General features: G+C 61.9%; 15 protein-coding genes. 5 read left to right on the forward strand and 10 right to left on the reverse strand.

Features of this window, described 5'->3' with window-relative positions; genetic code table 11:
* The first annotated feature begins 25 nt into the window (after positions 1-25).
* The 3 genes from BLO50_RS06430 (at position 26) to BLO50_RS06440 (ending at position 2,620) form a co-directional block, all read left to right on the forward strand.
* Positions 26-1,729: a diguanylate cyclase gene (locus BLO50_RS06430; RefSeq protein WP_244152844.1), complete on the forward strand. Its 1,704-nt coding sequence runs from the start codon at positions 26-28 to the stop codon at positions 1,727-1,729.
* A gap of 138 nt (positions 1,730-1,867) precedes the next feature.
* Positions 1,868-2,350 (forward strand): GreA/GreB family elongation factor, encoded by a 483-nt coding sequence (locus BLO50_RS06435; protein ID WP_090251314.1) that lies wholly within the window; start codon positions 1,868-1,870, stop codon positions 2,348-2,350.
* Positions 2,351-2,386: 36 nt separating this feature from the next.
* On the forward strand, positions 2,387-2,620 hold the full coding sequence (locus BLO50_RS06440; RefSeq protein ID WP_090250004.1) for a DUF2789 family protein: 234 nt from the start codon (positions 2,387-2,389) through the stop codon (positions 2,618-2,620).
* On the opposite strand, the gene BLO50_RS06445 is transcribed toward BLO50_RS06440, so the two are convergent.
* From BLO50_RS06445 to BLO50_RS06455, 3 genes are all read right to left on the reverse strand, one after another.
* Positions 2,609-3,127 carry a YgjP-like metallopeptidase domain-containing protein gene (locus BLO50_RS06445; protein ID WP_090250006.1) on the reverse strand — a complete coding sequence of 173 codons (519 nt, stop codon included), beginning with the start codon at positions 3,125-3,127 and terminating at the stop codon, positions 2,609-2,611. The genes BLO50_RS06440 and BLO50_RS06445 overlap by 12 nt on opposite strands.
* 80 nt (positions 3,128-3,207) lie before the next feature.
* The gene (locus BLO50_RS06450) at positions 3,208-4,308 is read right to left on the reverse strand and encodes a PQQ-dependent sugar dehydrogenase (protein WP_090250008.1); all 1,101 of its coding nucleotides are present in this window, start codon (positions 4,306-4,308) and stop codon (positions 3,208-3,210) included.
* Positions 4,309-4,339: 31 nt separating this feature from the next.
* A complete protein-coding gene (locus tag BLO50_RS06455) occupies positions 4,340-4,795 on the reverse strand; it encodes a hypothetical protein (protein ID WP_090250010.1) in 456 nt (151 codons plus the stop codon).
* 178 nt (positions 4,796-4,973) lie between these two features.
* On the opposite strand from BLO50_RS06455, the gene BLO50_RS06460 reads away from it, so the two are divergent.
* On the forward strand, positions 4,974-5,939 hold the full coding sequence (locus BLO50_RS06460) for an alpha/beta hydrolase (protein ID WP_090250012.1): 966 nt from the start codon (positions 4,974-4,976) through the stop codon (positions 5,937-5,939).
* Here the strand turns inward: BLO50_RS06460 and BLO50_RS06465 are convergent.
* The 7 genes from BLO50_RS06465 to BLO50_RS06495 all read right to left on the reverse strand — a co-directional run bounded on the left by BLO50_RS06465 (position 5,936) and on the right by BLO50_RS06495 (position 13,491).
* Entirely contained in the window at positions 5,936-6,361 is a 426-nt protein-coding gene (locus BLO50_RS06465; protein WP_090250015.1) for a hypothetical protein, read from the reverse strand. The genes BLO50_RS06460 and BLO50_RS06465 overlap by 4 nt on opposite strands.
* A 59-nt stretch (positions 6,362-6,420) precedes the next feature.
* Positions 6,421-7,485 (reverse strand): class II fructose-bisphosphate aldolase, encoded by a 1,065-nt coding sequence (gene fba / locus BLO50_RS06470; protein WP_090250017.1) that lies wholly within the window; start codon positions 7,483-7,485, stop codon positions 6,421-6,423.
* 109 nt (positions 7,486-7,594) lie between these two features.
* Positions 7,595-7,912 (reverse strand): MliC family protein, encoded by a 318-nt coding sequence (locus tag BLO50_RS06475; protein ID WP_090250020.1) that lies wholly within the window; start codon positions 7,910-7,912, stop codon positions 7,595-7,597.
* A 29-nt stretch (positions 7,913-7,941) separates the two neighbouring features.
* On the reverse strand, positions 7,942-9,105 hold the full coding sequence (locus BLO50_RS06480) for a phosphoglycerate kinase (RefSeq protein ID WP_090250022.1): 1,164 nt from the start codon (positions 9,103-9,105) through the stop codon (positions 7,942-7,944).
* Positions 9,106-9,108: 3 nt separating this feature from the next.
* Positions 9,109-10,164, reverse strand: a complete 1,056-nt coding sequence (gene epd, locus BLO50_RS06485) for an erythrose-4-phosphate dehydrogenase (protein WP_090250025.1) — start codon at positions 10,162-10,164, stop codon at positions 9,109-9,111.
* 65 nt (positions 10,165-10,229) lie between these two features.
* On the reverse strand, positions 10,230-12,230 hold the full coding sequence (gene tkt, locus BLO50_RS06490; RefSeq protein WP_090250028.1) for a transketolase: 2,001 nt from the start codon (positions 12,228-12,230) through the stop codon (positions 10,230-10,232).
* Positions 12,231-12,366: 136 nt separating this feature from the next.
* Entirely contained in the window at positions 12,367-13,491 is a 1,125-nt protein-coding gene (locus BLO50_RS06495; RefSeq protein WP_090250031.1) for a TDT family transporter, read from the reverse strand.
* Positions 13,492-13,601: 110 nt separating this feature from the next.
* Between BLO50_RS06495 and BLO50_RS06500 the strand changes: the two genes are divergently transcribed.
* A complete protein-coding gene (locus tag BLO50_RS06500; RefSeq protein WP_090250033.1) occupies positions 13,602-14,513 on the forward strand; it encodes a LysR family transcriptional regulator in 912 nt (303 codons plus the stop codon).
* Positions 14,514-14,548 lie beyond the last annotated feature (35 nt).

Below are 14,548 nucleotides of genomic sequence, written 5' to 3' on the forward strand. Positions count from 1 at the left end.
CCTAGCGTTCTGCCTGCTGCTGGTAATGCCCCTGAGCCAGGCTGAAATACGCCTCGATGACTATACACCCGCGCAAAACCTCAATGATCTGGCCGATTACCTGGCGGACCCCGGCGGCACACTGACCCTGAAAGATATACGGCAGGTCGACGCCGACTTTCGTCATCGCAAGGATCTCAGCTTCGGCTACACCCGCGGGCCGGTCTGGCTGCGCCTGCAGCTGCGCTCACACACCCTGCAAGCGCGTACCTGGCGCGTAGAGCTGGACTACCCCTCGCTGGATGAAGTGCGCCTGTACGATGTCGGATCAGACGGTATACGCACATCACGCGCTGGCGATACCGTGCCCTACTCAGAGCGCAGCATCGGCCACCGCACGCCCGTATTCGACATCCCCCTGCAACCTGGCGAGCAACGCACCCTGTACCTGCGCGTCGAATCGGCTGGCAGCATGACGCTGAGCGGCAGCCTGATGTCGCTCAGCGACTTCGAGCAGCACAGCCAACGCGGCTACCTGGTACATGCGACCTACTGCGGCTTGCTGATTGCCCTGGGTCTGTACAACCTTCTGCTATTTCTCGCGCTGCGCGAGCGGCCCTTTCTCAACTACGTGCTGTTTATGTGCGCCTTTGCCCTCGGCGTACTGTCGCTCAACGGTCTCGGCGCGCAATACCTATGGCCGCAGGCAGCGCCTTGGAGCAACCGCATGCTGCCCGTCAGCCTGACATTGGCAGCCCTCTTCTCGGCGATATTTGCCCGCAGCTTCCTCGACACACGTCAGTGGCTACCACGCTGGGATCGTGTACTGGTCGTGCTCTGCTTCGCGACAGCACTGGCCGTTCTGGCCACCTTGCTGTTGCCAGTACAGCGCGCCTTGCAGACCATGTCGCTGACCGGGCTGACGGTCACGCTCATGCTCCTGCTCACCAGTTTCGTCTGCGTCGGCTACCGTGTGCCAGGTGCCCGTTTATTTGCCCTAGCCTGGATGATGTTACTGACCGGCGCAGTGCTGCTGGCACTGCGTAACTTCGCCATCATCCCATCGAATTTTCTGACGCTCTATTCCATGCAAATTGGCTCAAGCCTGGAAATGATCCTGCTGTCTTTCGCCCTTGCAGCGCGTTTCAATGAGCTGAAACAGCAGCGAGAGGCTGCGCTGCAAAACAACGAACGGGTACTCGAACAGCGGGTGGCCGAGCGTACCCAGGCACTTGAGGAGGCCAACCAGCGCCTTAGCGAGCAAGCCATGCGCGACCCACTGACGGGCCTTGCCAACCGTACTGCACTGCAGCAGCACCTGACCCAGGCACTAAGCCGCAACCAGCGCCGCCAAGAGCTACTGGCCGTGATGCTGATTGATCTGGACGGTTTCAAACCCATCAACGACCTTTATGGTCACGGCTTTGGTGACCTGGTATTGGCACAAGTCGCCCAGCGCCTCAACCTGCAAATGCGCGAGAGTGATTTAGCGGCACGTTTGGGTGGCGATGAATTCGTGATGGTCTGCGAAAGCGTGCAGTCAGCCGAAGCCGTCCAGCAGCTTGCCGAACGCCTGCTCGACCGCCTGAATCAGCCGATGACCCTTGAAGGACACACCGTGCATGTCGCGGCCAGTATCGGCATTGCCCTGAGCCAAGAAGAAGACGACACCACAACCCTGATTCGTCGTGCCGACGCGGCGATGTATCAAGCCAAAGCGGCAGGCCGTAACCGTACCCAGCTTGGCTGAGGCCACGCTAAAAGCACTCGGCGCCAGCCTGTCAGCTAGCTAATGCAGCACCCGCACGACCTTGAGGAAGCACACCTGCCTGCTGCCCGCGCCAATGCTTTTCCGCTACCCTGCACGCCTGCCCAGAAAGTGCCCGCTATGAACAAGACCGAACTGCTGAAACAGGTAATCGCCCGCCTCGAAGATGACCTGCTGCAGGCTCAACAGGCGGCGCTCACCGCCTATGAAACGGCGACCCATGAAGAAAATATCGCTGAAAACAAATACGACACCCTAGGTCTGGAGGCGTCTTATCTAGCCACCGGGCAGGCGCGCCGTGCGGCCGCCATTCGTCAGACCCTGGCGAACTGGAAGCTCCTGGTATTACGCGCGTTTGACCCTCTACTGGGCATCCAGCTCGGCGCCCTGATTGAGTTGAGCGACGATGAAGATCGCCGCCAATGCCTGTTCCTAGGCCCGGACGGCGCAGCGATGAAACTGCAGCAGGACGGCCAGTCAATACAGGTAATCGGCCCGCAAGCGCCCCTTGGGCTGATCCTTATTGGCAAGACCGTTGGCGACGAAGTGACCCTGCACGTGGCCAGTGGTGTGCAACTGTTGGAGATTCTGTCGGTCGACTAAAGGGCTATCAGCCGATAGCGTTAACGGGAGACCGCTATGCAAGCCAACGTCCAAGAGCTTGAAACACTGTTCCAGCAACTGGGTCTCGAGCATGATCAGATCAGCATCGACCTCTTTATCAAGCGCCACTCTCCCCTGCCGGAAGACTGCCGACTGGCCGATGCACCGTTCTGGGACCCAGCCCAGGCCGACTTTTTGCGCCAACAGTTCTTAGCCGACGCTGAATGGGCCGAGGTGGTGGATCAGCTCAACCTGCTGCTACGTGGCTGACAGCACGCCTGCTGTTCCTGGCAGTTCCCGCCAGGTCAGGTAAACACGCAGGTCGAACTCCAGCTGGTGGTAGCCCGGCAGCATGTATTCGCAGAGTTTATAGAAGGCCTTGTTGTGCTCAGCCTCTTTCAGGTGCGCCAGCTCGTGCACCACGATCATCTGCAAAAACTCCGGCGCGGCCTCGCGGAACAATGAGGCCACGCGAATTTCCTTCTTCGCCTTGAGCTTGCCGCCCTGCACCCGCGAAATTGCCGTGTGCAAACCGAGAGCACGGTGGGTCAGATCGAGGCGATTGTCGTAGAGCACCTTGTCGATGGCTGGGGCATTGCGCAGGTGCTCCTGCTTGAGACCCTGGATATAGGCGTACAACGCTTTGTCGCTTTGAACCGCGTGCTTGCCGCTGTAAGACCGCGCCAGATAATCGCCCAGGCGCTCCTCAGCAATCAGCTGACGGATCTTGTCTTGCAGCGGGGCCGGGTAGCCTTGCAGGTATTTGAGCGGGGTCATGGTCAAAATGGCGTATGCACGGTAAAGCCGAGGATTATGCCGCAAGCCGCGCGCAACCAGGGCTGCTTTTGGCACCCCAGCTACTGGCTCGGTACAACCCGCAGCAACCGACCATCTGCACTGTCAGTGAGCAGGTACAACGCACCATCAGGACCGACACGCACGTCGCGAATACGCTCTTCCAGCTCCTCGAACAGCACGTCCTCACCAGCCAACTTGCCGTCCTGCAGACGAATGCGCCGCACACTGCGCTCAGCCAAGGTCGAAGCAAACAGATCGCCCTGCCATTCTGGGAATAGTGCCCCGCGATAAATCGTCAGGCTGGAAGGAGCGACCGACGGTGTCCAGTGCAGCAAGGGTTGCTGCAGGCCAGGCAGCTCGGTGTAAGGCGAAATCTGCGCACCGGTGTAGTCAATGCCATAGGTGATCAACGGCCAGCCATAGTTATTGCCGGGCTCGATGAGGTTCAGCTCGTCGCCTCCGCGTGGGCCGTGCTCGTGGCTGTAGAGGCGCTGCAGTTGATTGTCATAGACGATGCCCTGCACGTTGCGATGGCCCAGGCTGTAGATCTCCGCCGCCGCGCCGGACTGGCCCACCAGCGGGTTGTCCTTCGGCGCACTGCCGTCGCGGTTCAGGCGCACGATCTTGCCGAGGTGGTTGCTGGTGTTCTGGGCCTGCTCGCGCCAGTCGAAACCATCGCCCAGGGTCAGTACCAGGGTGTTATCCGGTAGCCAGGCCATGCGCCCACCGTAATGCGCAGCACCGGACTTAGCCGGCTGTGCGGTAAACAGCACCTGCACATCCTGCAGCTGACCATCGACCAGCCGCGCCTTGCTCAGACGGGTGTTGTTGGCCTGGGTCGTGCCGTATGCATAGCTCAGATACAGCTGCTGATTACTGGCGAACGCCGGGTCAAGGAGCACCTCCATAAGCCCGGCCTGGGCGGCGACAAACCCCTCAGGCACGCCGCCAACCGGTTGCGGGTTAAGGCTGCCGTCCTGCTCGATGATGCGCAGGCGGCCGACGCGCTCGGTTACCAGCATGCGGCCATCTGGCAAGAAGGCCAGCGACCAGGGATGCTCCAGGCCTTCAGTCACGGTTTCAATGCGGTAATCCATGGCGTGCGCCAAGCTGCTGCCAAGCAGACCAAACAACAACAGAGCGCGGGACGTATTCAGCATGATTCGGGCCTTTTGCTTGCAGAGGGATAAATCAGGATTGCGCCGGCGATGAGCGCCGCATCAGTCCGGCAAATAACAGCGCGCCCAGGCTGCCGCAGGCCATCAGCCCAACGGTGCCGGCAAGCGTGCGGTTGGCGCCAATCAGCGTTGGCATCGGTAGCAGTGCATTGGCCAGCGCCATCGCCGCCAGCACCGCCAACGCACCGGCCAGGGTAAACAGCAGCCAGCGGCCCATTGGCCAGAGGCGCGCCAACAAGCTTGCGGCTGGCAAGGCAAAAATAAAACCGAGGATCACCAGTATCGCGAAGGTCGGGCTAAAGCCCAACAGGTCCAGGCAGGTGGTCTGCACCCGCACACCAAGCGGCATGGGCGCGCCAAGCGCCTGCAGGTTAGCCAGATTGAACTGGGTCTGCAGCACAGTGCCCATTACACTCGCCAGCAGCACAGCCAGAAAGAAGTACAACAGAGTGCGCAATTTGCTTGGCATGCAGACAGATATCCAGAGACGACGGTGGCCCGAGTATGGACCAGCGCGCCGCGCTGCACGTGGCCGGTGTTTTACATGGTTTTACCAAGCCCACAAATGGGCGATAGGCGCAGCCACAGCGCTGTAGCAGAATGCCAGCAGCCATCCTGCCGACAACAACCCACACAAGAACCGCACGATGAAAAAAGCCCTACCCCTCTGTGCGCTGATTCTCGCACTGCTTGCCGTTGCGTTCAGCCTCGGTCCCGTGCCACCCGTCGACACCCAACTGACAGCGATCCAGCTGCCGGCCGACCTCGACCGCTACCTGACCGAGACAGAAGCACCTTATCCGGACATCACGCCCGGAGCGGAAAAGACCATCGTCTGGGCCCATCCAGACCAGCGCCAGACCGACCTGGCAATCATCTACCTGCATGGTTACTCGGCCACTCGCCAGGAAACCGCACCGCTAAGCGATCAACTGGCCCGGCAACTGGGCGCCAACCTGTTCTACACCCGCCTGAGCGGTCATGGCCGAAGCGGCGCCGCGATGGCCAAGGCCAGCGTGCAGGACTGGCTGCAGGACAGCCAGGAGGCCCTGCAGATCGGTCAGCGTTTGGGTAAACAGGTGCTGGTGATCGGCACCTCGACCGGCGCCACCCTGGCCACTTGGCTGGCGCTGCAGGGCGATAACCCGCAAGTGCTGGCCTATATCATGGTGTCGCCGAACTTTGCCCCCAAAGACCCGGCCGCGACCGTGCTCACCTGGCCTTGGGCGACGCACTTTGTGCCCTTGCTGCTGGGCCCGGAACATCAATGGCAACCGCGCAACGCCGCACAGGCGCGCTACTGGAGCCACCGCTACCCGGTACAGGCGCTGCTGCCGATGATGGCGCTGGTGAAATACGTGCGCGAACAGCCGCTGGAGCAGATCAAAGCGCCGATTCTCATACTCTATTCACAGGACGATCAGGTGGTCAGCGCCTCCGCCATCGAGGCCGCCTTTACCCGTTTCGGTTCGCCGCAAAAACAGCTGATCGCCCTCAAGGACACCCAGGACCCGTCACACCATGTGCTGGCCGGCGACATCCTCTCGCCGCAGGACACGCCACGGGTACAGGCGGCGATTCTGGCGTTTCTCGCCAGCCTGCCGCCGCGTTAGTCGATACGGCACACCGCCGGACTGAATGCACAGGGTTTGTCCGCCAGGTAACTGCGGTAGATCTGTAGCAGCTGCGGTGCCGTCAGGCGACAGGTCTGCGCCCGGCACTGCGCATTAAAGGCAAAGGCGCTCTGCTCGGCTTCGGCCAGGCGGATATAAAGCGCCGGCCAGTCAGTGACGGGCACATCGGCCGGGGTAAACAGCAAGCGCCCATCGCGCTGCACCAGCGGTGCACCGGCCGCCGCATAGTCGAAGACAAACAGCAGGGTACGCGCGGTCTTGGTCGTGCACTCGACGCGGGTGGCGCACTGCTGCGGATCGCTCGCCACCGCCACATTAACGGGCGGCCCGCTCACTGGTGGCTGATGGGCACAGCCGGCCAATGCAGCGAGTACACCGAACAGCCCGATCAACCTCGTCATAAGACTCCTCCGAATAACAAAAGCCCCGCATCGGCGGGGCTTTCAGTACAGCAACAGGCTTAGTTGACCTTGGCGGCCAGCTCACCCTTGGCATAACGCTGGAACATGCCTTCCAGGGAGATCGGTTTGATCTTCGAGGCGTTGCCGGCGGTGCCGAAGGCTTCGTAACGGGCGATGCAGATATCGCGCATAGCGGTGACGGTAGCACCGAAGAATTTGCGCGGGTCGAACTCGCTCGGGTTCTCGGCCATCAGGCGGCGCATGGCACCGGTGGACGCCAGGCGCAGGTCGGTGTCGATGTTGACCTTACGCACGCCGTACTTGATGCCTTCAACGATTTCTTCAACCGGCACGCCGTAGGTTTCTTTGATGTCGCCGCCGTACTGGTTGATGATCGCCAGCCACTCTTGCGGTACCGACGAGGAACCGTGCATCACCAAGTGGGTGTTGGGGATGCGCTTGTGGATTTCCTTGATGCGGTCGATCGCGAGGATGTCACCGGTGGGCGGCTTGGTGAACTTGTACGCGCCGTGGCTGGTGCCGATAGCAATGGCCAGGGCATCGACCTGGGTGCGCTTGACGAAGTCAGCCGCTTCTTCCGGGTCGGTGAGCATCTGGCTGTGGTCGAGCACGCCTTCCGCGCCAACGCCGTCTTCTTCACCTGCCATGCCGGTTTCCAGGCTACCCAGGCAACCCAGTTCACCTTCAACGGACACGCCGCAGGCGTGGGCGAAAGCCACGGTCTGCTGGGTGACACGGACGTTGTAGTCGTAGTCGGCCGGGGTCTTGCCATCTTCTTTCAGCGAGCCGTCCATCATTACCGAGCTGAAGCCCAGCTGGATCGAGCGCTGGCAGACGTCCGGGCTGGTGCCGTGGTCCTGGTGCATGCACACCGGGATGTGCGGGAATTCTTCGATAGCCGCCAGGATCAGGTGACGCAGGAACGGCGCGCCGGCGTATTTACGCGCACCGGCCGATGCCTGAACGATCACCGGGGAATCGGTCTTGTCGGCCGCTTCCATGATCGCGCGCATCTGCTCGAGGTTGTTGACGTTAAAAGCCGGCACGCCGTAGCCAAATTCGGCGGCGTGGTCGAGCATCTGGCGCATGCTGATAAGTGCCATGGTGTTCTTTCTCCCGGTGGGGCTCGTTAATCGTGCAAGCCTGCCGCAGGGGCAGGCGCTATTCAAGTCATTCAGACCGGGAGCAAACCCGGCCTGTATTCAAGTCGTTTCAGGGTGCCTTGCAGCCACGGCCGATCAGGTCATCCTTGGCCGTCCAGTAGACCAGCCCTTCCTCGCCTTTGGTGTGAAAAGACAACATCCCGTCACTGTACAGCGCACCCGAGCCAGCGGGCTCCTGCTGCAAGCGATAAACGATATCACCGCCGCCGAGGCGCACATCGACGGACTCTGCGCTGCTGTCGGCGAAACGCCAGAGCACTTCGGTCTGGCTGTCGCACACCCAGCGCGTCCAGTTATCCGACGGTGCAGGCTGACTGGCGCAGGCGCCAAGCAGGCTAAGCAATGCCAACAGGGTAATCCGTTTCATTATCGGGACTCGCTCCATGATCAGGCTGTTTATGCGTTAGCGCGTTGTTCCAGCACTTCAACCGCCGGCAATACCTTGCCCTCGACAAACTCGAGGAACGCACCACCACCGGTGGAGATATAGCTGATCTGCGCGCCAACGCCGTATTTGTCGATGGCCGCCAGGGTGTCGCCGCCACCGGCAATGGAGAACGCTGGGCTTTCGGCGATGGCCTGGGCCAGCACCTTGGTGCCGTTGCCGAACTGGTCAAACTCAAACACGCCGACCGGGCCGTTCCACAGGATGGTCTTCGAGGATTTCAGCAACTCGGCAAACTGCGCGGCAGTTTGCGGGCCGATATCCAGAATCATGTCGTCTGCAGCCACATCAGCCACCAGTTTGACGGTGGCTTCGGCGTCTTCGGCGAAGGCTTTGGCGACGACCACATCGACCGGTAACGGCACGCTGACCTTGGCCGCGATGGCCTTGGCAGTCTCAACCAGATCGGCCTCGTACAGCGATTTGCCCACTGGGAAACCGGCTGCGGCTAGGAAGGTATTGGCGATGCCACCGCCGACGATCAGCTGGTCGCAGATCTGGCTCAGGCTGTTGAGCACGTCAAGCTTGGTCGAGACCTTGGAGCCGGCAACGATAGCGGCCATTGGCTTGGCCGGATTACCCAGCGCCTTGCCCAGGGCTTCCAACTCGGCCGCCAGCAGCGGGCCGGCGCAGGCGACCTTGGCGAACTTGGCCACGCCATGGGTCGAACCCTCAGCGCGGTGAGCGGTACCGAAGGCGTCCATGACGAACACGTCACACAGCGCAGCGTACTGCTGAGCCAGTTCATCGGCGTTTTTCTTCTCGCCCTTGTTGAAGCGCACGTTCTCGAACAGCACGATCTCGCCAGCCTTGAGCTCAACTCCGCCGAGGTAATCTTTTACCAGCGGTACGTCGCGGCCCAGGGCCTTGCTCAGGTAGGCCGCGACCGGGGCCAGGCTGTTCTCTTCGCTGAACTCGCCTTCGGTCGGACGACCCAGGTGCGAGCAGACCATGATCGCTGCGCCCTTCTCCAGCGCCAGCTTGATGGTCGGCAGGGAGGCGAGGATGCGCGCGTCGCTCTTCACCGCGCCGTCTTTTACCGGCACGTTGAGGTCTTCGCGGATCAGCACGCGCTTACCGGCGAGGTCGAGGTCGGTCATCTTCAGAACGGTCATATATCAGTCCTTCACGGGGGCTGGAGTAGTCAGGGAGAGAAAGTGTTCAGCGACATCGAGCATGCGGTTGGCAAACCCCCACTCGTTGTCGAACCAGGACAGCAGGTTGACCAGACGCGGCCCGGAGACGCGAGTCTGGCTGCCATCGACGATGGCCGAATGCGGGTCATGGTTGAAGTCGCAACTGGCGTGCGGCAGTTCGGTGTAGGCCAACAAGCCCTTGAGCGGGCCGCTTTCCGCGGCCTGGCGCAACACGCGGTTGATCTCCTCGGTGGAGGTGTCACGCGCGGTCTGCAGGGTGATGTCCAGACACGACACGTTCACCGTCGGCACACGAATGGCTTTGGCCTGGATACGCCCGGCAAGCTCTGGCAGCAGGCGCTCGATACCACGGGCCAACCCGGTAGACACCGGAATCACCGACTGAAAGGCCGAGCGCGTGCGGCGCAGGTCTTCGTGGTGGTAAGCGTCGATCACCGGCTGGTCGTTCATCGCCGAGTGGATGGTGGTGATCGACACGTATTCGATACCCACCGTCTCATTCAGCAGTTTGAGCAGCGGCACACCACAGTTGGTGGTGCAGGAGGCGTTGGACACCAGCTGCTCGGTGCCGCTCAGGCAATCCTGATTGACCCCGTAGACCACCGTGGCGTCGATATCTGCCTCACTGGCCATGGGTTGCGACAGCAACACGCGCGGCGCGCCAGCATCGATAAAGCGCTGCGCCTCGCTGCGGCTGGTGTACTGGCCGGAGCATTCGAGCAGCAGATCAATGTCCAGCGCGGCCCAGTCGATGGCTTCCGGGCTGGCCTGGCGCAACACCTTCACGCAGTCGCCATTGATATGCAGGCAATCACCGTCGACCTTCACCTCACCGGGAAAACGCCCGTGGGTGGAGTCGAAACGCGTCAGGTATTCAATGCTGGCCTGGTCGGCCAGGTCATTCAGCGCGACGATTTCCAGCTGTGCCCCGGCGCCCCGCTCATGCAGCGCACGCAGCACGCAGCGGCCGATACGGCCATAACCGTTGAGGGCAATTCGATAGGGGCGCTTGGGCATGATGGTCTCGATAGGGAACCGTAGGATGGGTGAGCCGCAAGCGGCATCACCCATCATTCGCCGGATCAGGCGTCCAGCAGCTCGGCGGCGGTTTCCAGGATGTTTTCGACGGTGAAGCCGAACTCCTCGAACAGCGCCGGCGCGGGGGCAGACTCACCGAAGGTGGTCATGCCGATGATGCGACCTTCCAGACCCACGTACTTGTACCAGTAGTCGGCATGCGAGGCTTCGATGGCGATACGCGCACCCACCTGAACCGGTAGCACGGCCTGCTTGTAGCCGGCGTCCTGCTGGTCGAACACGCTGGTGGACGGCATCGAGACAACGCGCACCTGGCGGCCCTGCTCTTCCAGCTTGGCAGCAGCCTGCATGGCCAGGCCGATTTCCGAGCCGGTGGCGATCAGGATCAGTTCCGGCTCACCCGCGCAGTCTTTCAGCACATAACCACCACGGGCGACATCGGCCAACTGCTGGGCATCGCGGCTCTGGTGCGGCAGGTTCTGCCGACTGAAGATCAGTGCAGACGGGCCGTCATTGCGCTCGATGGCGTATTTCCACGCCACTGCGGACTCAACGGCGTCGCATGGGCGCCAGGTGTCGAGGTTCGGCGTGCCACGCAGGCTGGCCAGCTGCTCGATTGGCTGGTGAGTCGGGCCGTCTTCACCGAGGCCGATGGAGTCGTGGGTAAACACGAACAGCACACGCTGCTTCATCAGTGCGGCCATGCGCACCGCGTTGCGTGCGTATTCCATAAAGATCAGGAAGGTCGCGCCGTAGGGCACGAAGCCGCCGTGCAGGGCCACACCGTTCATGATCGCGCTCATGCCGAACTCGCGCACGCCGTAGAACATGTAGTTGCCGGATGCGTCATCAGCCGACACACCTTTGCAGCCTTTCCACAGGGTCAGGTTGGAGCCGGCCAGGTCCGCCGAGCCGCCGAGGAATTCCGGCAGCAGCGGGCCGAAAGCATTCAGGGTGTTCTGGCTGGCCTTGCGGCTGGCGATGGTTTCGCCTTTGGCGGCCACTTCTTGAATATAAGCAGCGGTCTTCTCAGCGAAGTCAGCGGGCAATTCGCCGGCGACGCGGCGCTTGAACTCGCTAGCCAGCTCAGGGAAGGCGGCGGCGTAGGCAGCAAAGCGCTCGTTCCACTCGGCCTCGGCGGCCGCACCGGCAGCCTTGGCATCCCACTCGGCATAGATGTCGGCCGGGATTTCGAACGGGCCATGGTTCCAGCCCAGGGTGGCGCGGGTCAGGGCGATTTCATCGTTACCCAGCGGCGCGCCGTGGCACTCTTCCTTGCCCTGCTTGTTCGGCGAACCGAAACCGATGGTGGTCTTGCAGCAGATCAGGGTCGGACGGTCGCTGGTCTTGCGCGCGGTTTCGATGGCCATCTTGATTTCTTCGGCGTCGTGACCGTCGACATTGCGGATCACCTGCCAGCCGTAGGCTTCGAAGCGCGCCGGGGTGTCATCGGTGAACCAGCCTTCGACTTCACCGTCGATGGAAATGCCGTTGTCGTCATAGAACGCCACCAGCTTGCCCAGGCCCAAGGTGCCGGCCAGCGAGCAGACTTCATGGCTGATGCCTTCCATCATGCAGCCGTCGCCGAGGAAGGCGTAGGTGAAGTGGTCAACGATCTGGTGGCCGTCACGGTTGAACTGCGCGCCCAGTACTTTCTCGGCAATGGCGAAGCCGACGGCGTTGGCGATGCCCTGGCCTAGCGGGCCGGTGGTGGTTTCCACGCCTGGGGTGTAGCCGTATTCCGGGTGACCCGGGGTGCGGCTGTGCAGTTGACGGAAGTTTTTCAGGTCTTCGATGCCCAGGTCGTAGCCGGTCAGGTGCAGCAGCGAGTAGATCAGCATCGAGCCGTGGCCGTTGGACAGCACAAAGCGGTCACGGTCGGCGAATTTCGGGTTGCTCGGGTTGTGCTTAAGGAAGTCACGCCACAGGACTTCGGCGATATCCGCCATGCCCATCGGGGCACCGGGGTGGCCGCTGTTGGCTTTCTGCACGGCATCCATGCTGAGGGCACGAATGGCATTGGCTCGCTCACGACGGCTGGGCATCACTGAATCTCCTGCGGGGGCTGCTTGGGCAACTGAGGGTCGAAAAAGGCGGCCATTTTCGCCCAGCGGCGCCATGGGGGCAATCACAGATGGTCGTTAACCCCGGACAATCGGCAATTAGCCCCCGTCAGCCGCCTCAAATCGATGCTTGCGTGGCCAGACAGGGTGCGCGAAACAGCTCGCCGTGCCACAAACCGTGCAGTGTGCGACGCATCACTAGCAACCAGACAAGCACCAGCTTGGCCGCCAGCAACAGGCCCACCCACATAAAGAACGCCAAACCGGTCATCTGCTGCAGGGCAAAGGTGGCCAGGGTGAATACCCCCAGAGGGAAGGTGAACCCCCACCAACCTAGGTTGAAGGGCAGCTCACGGCGCAGGTAATGCTGGGTAAACAGGCTGGCCGCGACCAACCACCACAACCCCGCACCCCACAGCGCCAACCCACCGACCAGACCCAGCTGCTGCGCCATTTCGGCCGCGCCCTGCAACGCGGTGCCCTGCCAGGCGTGAGGCGCCGCCTGACCCAGACTGATCAAGCCCAGGCAACCGGTGGCCAGCGGCCCCAGTGGCAGCCAGCTGCTGGCGGCAAAATCCATATCCGGCAACTTGTGCAGAGCCAGGCGCAACAGCACAAGAGCGATCAGGGCAAACGCCAGGCTCAGCGACAAGCCCCACAGCACATAGCCCAGACTGAGTAGCAATTGCGCCGACTCAGCCGCCAAATGCGGCGCCAGTGCCGCCGCGCCGCTGGCCACCACTTCGGGTGCGACAATCGGCAGCAGCCAAACCCCGGTGAGGGTTTCCAGCACATGTTTTTGCCGGGTAAACATCAAATATGGCACACCGAGTGCCGCGCCCAGAGCCAAGACCAGCGCCAGCCACCACAAACCATGAGCCAGAGCCACGAGGGAGGCGCCATGCACCGGCGCGGTAAACAACAGCAAACCGTTGATCACCTGCACCAGCCCCATGGGGATCGCCCCCAGAAACATCGACTGCACCGGGTGATCGAGCATCGGCCACAGAGTGTCGCGAAACAGCAGAAGGCGCGCGGCAAACAGCACACTGAACAGACCAAACAGCAACACCGTAAGCCACCACAGGCCTTCGGCCAGCAGCATCTGCCCCGGGAAAGACAGCGGCAACTTGGCCACCACCTGCGCCAGCACGCCGGTGCCCATGGTCATGGCAAACCAGTTGGGGGTGAATTGACGAACAAAAGCCAACGGCTCATGCAAACGGGTAAAGGGGCGCAACATCAGGGCATTCCTCACAGACAATCGCCACTGGCGATCCATGACTGGGAGATTAGGCAGACGCGTGCTATAGGTAAAATACATATAAAAGATACAAGGCATACCTTCTATTTATGAATCTGCACCACCTCAAGGTCTTTCTCGCCATCGCCCAGACCGGCAGCATCAGCGCGGGAGCCGCCCGCCTGTTTATCAGTCAGCCGGCGGTGACCCGCGAGATCCGCGAGCTGGAAGCACGACTGCGCTTGCCGCTGTTTGACCGACAAAGCCGTGGCGTCACCCTCACCGCCGCCGGGCAACGCCTGCTGCCCTATGCCGAGCGCATCTTTGCCTTGGAGCAAGCCGCCGAGCGCGACTTGCAGGCCTTCGCCAACCTCGGCTGCGGCGAGTTGCACCTGGGCGCCAGCGCCACCCTGGGCAGCTACCTGCTGCCAGCGCTGATTGCGCCGTTTCATCAGCAGTACCCCGACCTGCAACTGAGCCTGCAGATCGACAACACCGCAGCCTGCCTGCAACAACTGGAAGACAACGCCATCACCCTGGCCTTTATCGAAGGGCCATTCGCCCCGGAACAGTTCAATCACCGCCACCTTGGCACGGATGCGTTGCTACCTGTCGCCAGCCCCAAGCATCCTCTGGCCAAGCAGGCGACCGTCAGCCCAGGAGAACTGGCCGACGCCGCCCTGCTAATACGCGAACCGGGCTCTGGCACCCGCGCCACCCTGGAACAGACCTATCAGTCGCTCGGCCTGCAACCGCGTATCGCCATGGCCCTGGGCAATAGCGAGGCGCTAAAACGCAGCTTGTTGGCCGGCCAAGCCGTGGCCTGGATTTCCGAACTGGCGGTGCAGGAGGAGCTGCGCAGCGGACAGCTGTGCCACCTGCCCGTTCGCGACTTACAGATCAGCCGCGATCTGCATGCCGTCTGGCGCCGTGAACACAGCCTGAGCCCCGCGGCGGCCGCGCTGCTGGAACAGGTCGAACAGGCACTGAGCACCAGCAAGAGCAATATCAAAACTTTTTGATATTGCTCTTGCTGGATAAAAAGTGACCGACTAGA

It is taken from the genome of Pseudomonas peli, from assembly GCF_900099645.1.
GTDB classification, from domain to species: Bacteria; Pseudomonadota; Gammaproteobacteria; order Pseudomonadales; family Pseudomonadaceae; genus Aquipseudomonas; species Aquipseudomonas peli.

Excerpts from the sequence above, each read along its gene's own strand:
- BLO50_RS06430 (WP_244152844.1), top strand. The coding sequence starts at position 26 with ATGCCCCTGAGCCAGGCTGAAATACGCCTCGATGACTATACACCCGCG.
- BLO50_RS06495 (WP_090250031.1), bottom strand. The coding sequence starts at position 13,491 with ATGTTGCGCCCCTTTACCCGTTTGCATGAGCCGTTGGCTTTTGTTCGT.
- BLO50_RS06460 (WP_090250012.1), top strand. The coding sequence starts at position 4,974 with ATGAAAAAAGCCCTACCCCTCTGTGCGCTGATTCTCGCACTGCTTGCC.
- BLO50_RS06500 (WP_090250033.1), top strand. The coding sequence starts at position 13,602 with ATGAATCTGCACCACCTCAAGGTCTTTCTCGCCATCGCCCAGACCGGC.
- BLO50_RS06440 (WP_090250004.1), top strand. The coding sequence starts at position 2,387 with ATGCAAGCCAACGTCCAAGAGCTTGAAACACTGTTCCAGCAACTGGGT.
- fba (WP_090250017.1), bottom strand. The coding sequence starts at position 7,485 with ATGGCACTTATCAGCATGCGCCAGATGCTCGACCACGCCGCCGAATTT.
- BLO50_RS06455 (WP_090250010.1), bottom strand. The coding sequence starts at position 4,795 with ATGCCAAGCAAATTGCGCACTCTGTTGTACTTCTTTCTGGCTGTGCTG.
- BLO50_RS06435 (WP_090251314.1), top strand. The coding sequence starts at position 1,868 with ATGAACAAGACCGAACTGCTGAAACAGGTAATCGCCCGCCTCGAAGAT.
- BLO50_RS06475 (WP_090250020.1), bottom strand. The coding sequence starts at position 7,912 with ATGAAACGGATTACCCTGTTGGCATTGCTTAGCCTGCTTGGCGCCTGC.
- tkt (WP_090250028.1), bottom strand. The coding sequence starts at position 12,230 with ATGCCCAGCCGTCGTGAGCGAGCCAATGCCATTCGTGCCCTCAGCATG.
- BLO50_RS06480 (WP_090250022.1), bottom strand. The coding sequence starts at position 9,105 with ATGACCGTTCTGAAGATGACCGACCTCGACCTCGCCGGTAAGCGCGTG.
- BLO50_RS06465 (WP_090250015.1), bottom strand. The coding sequence starts at position 6,361 with ATGACGAGGTTGATCGGGCTGTTCGGTGTACTCGCTGCATTGGCCGGC.
- BLO50_RS06450 (WP_090250008.1), bottom strand. The coding sequence starts at position 4,308 with ATGCTGAATACGTCCCGCGCTCTGTTGTTGTTTGGTCTGCTTGGCAGC.
- epd (WP_090250025.1), bottom strand. The coding sequence starts at position 10,164 with ATGCCCAAGCGCCCCTATCGAATTGCCCTCAACGGTTATGGCCGTATC.
- BLO50_RS06445 (WP_090250006.1), bottom strand. The coding sequence starts at position 3,127 with ATGACCCCGCTCAAATACCTGCAAGGCTACCCGGCCCCGCTGCAAGAC.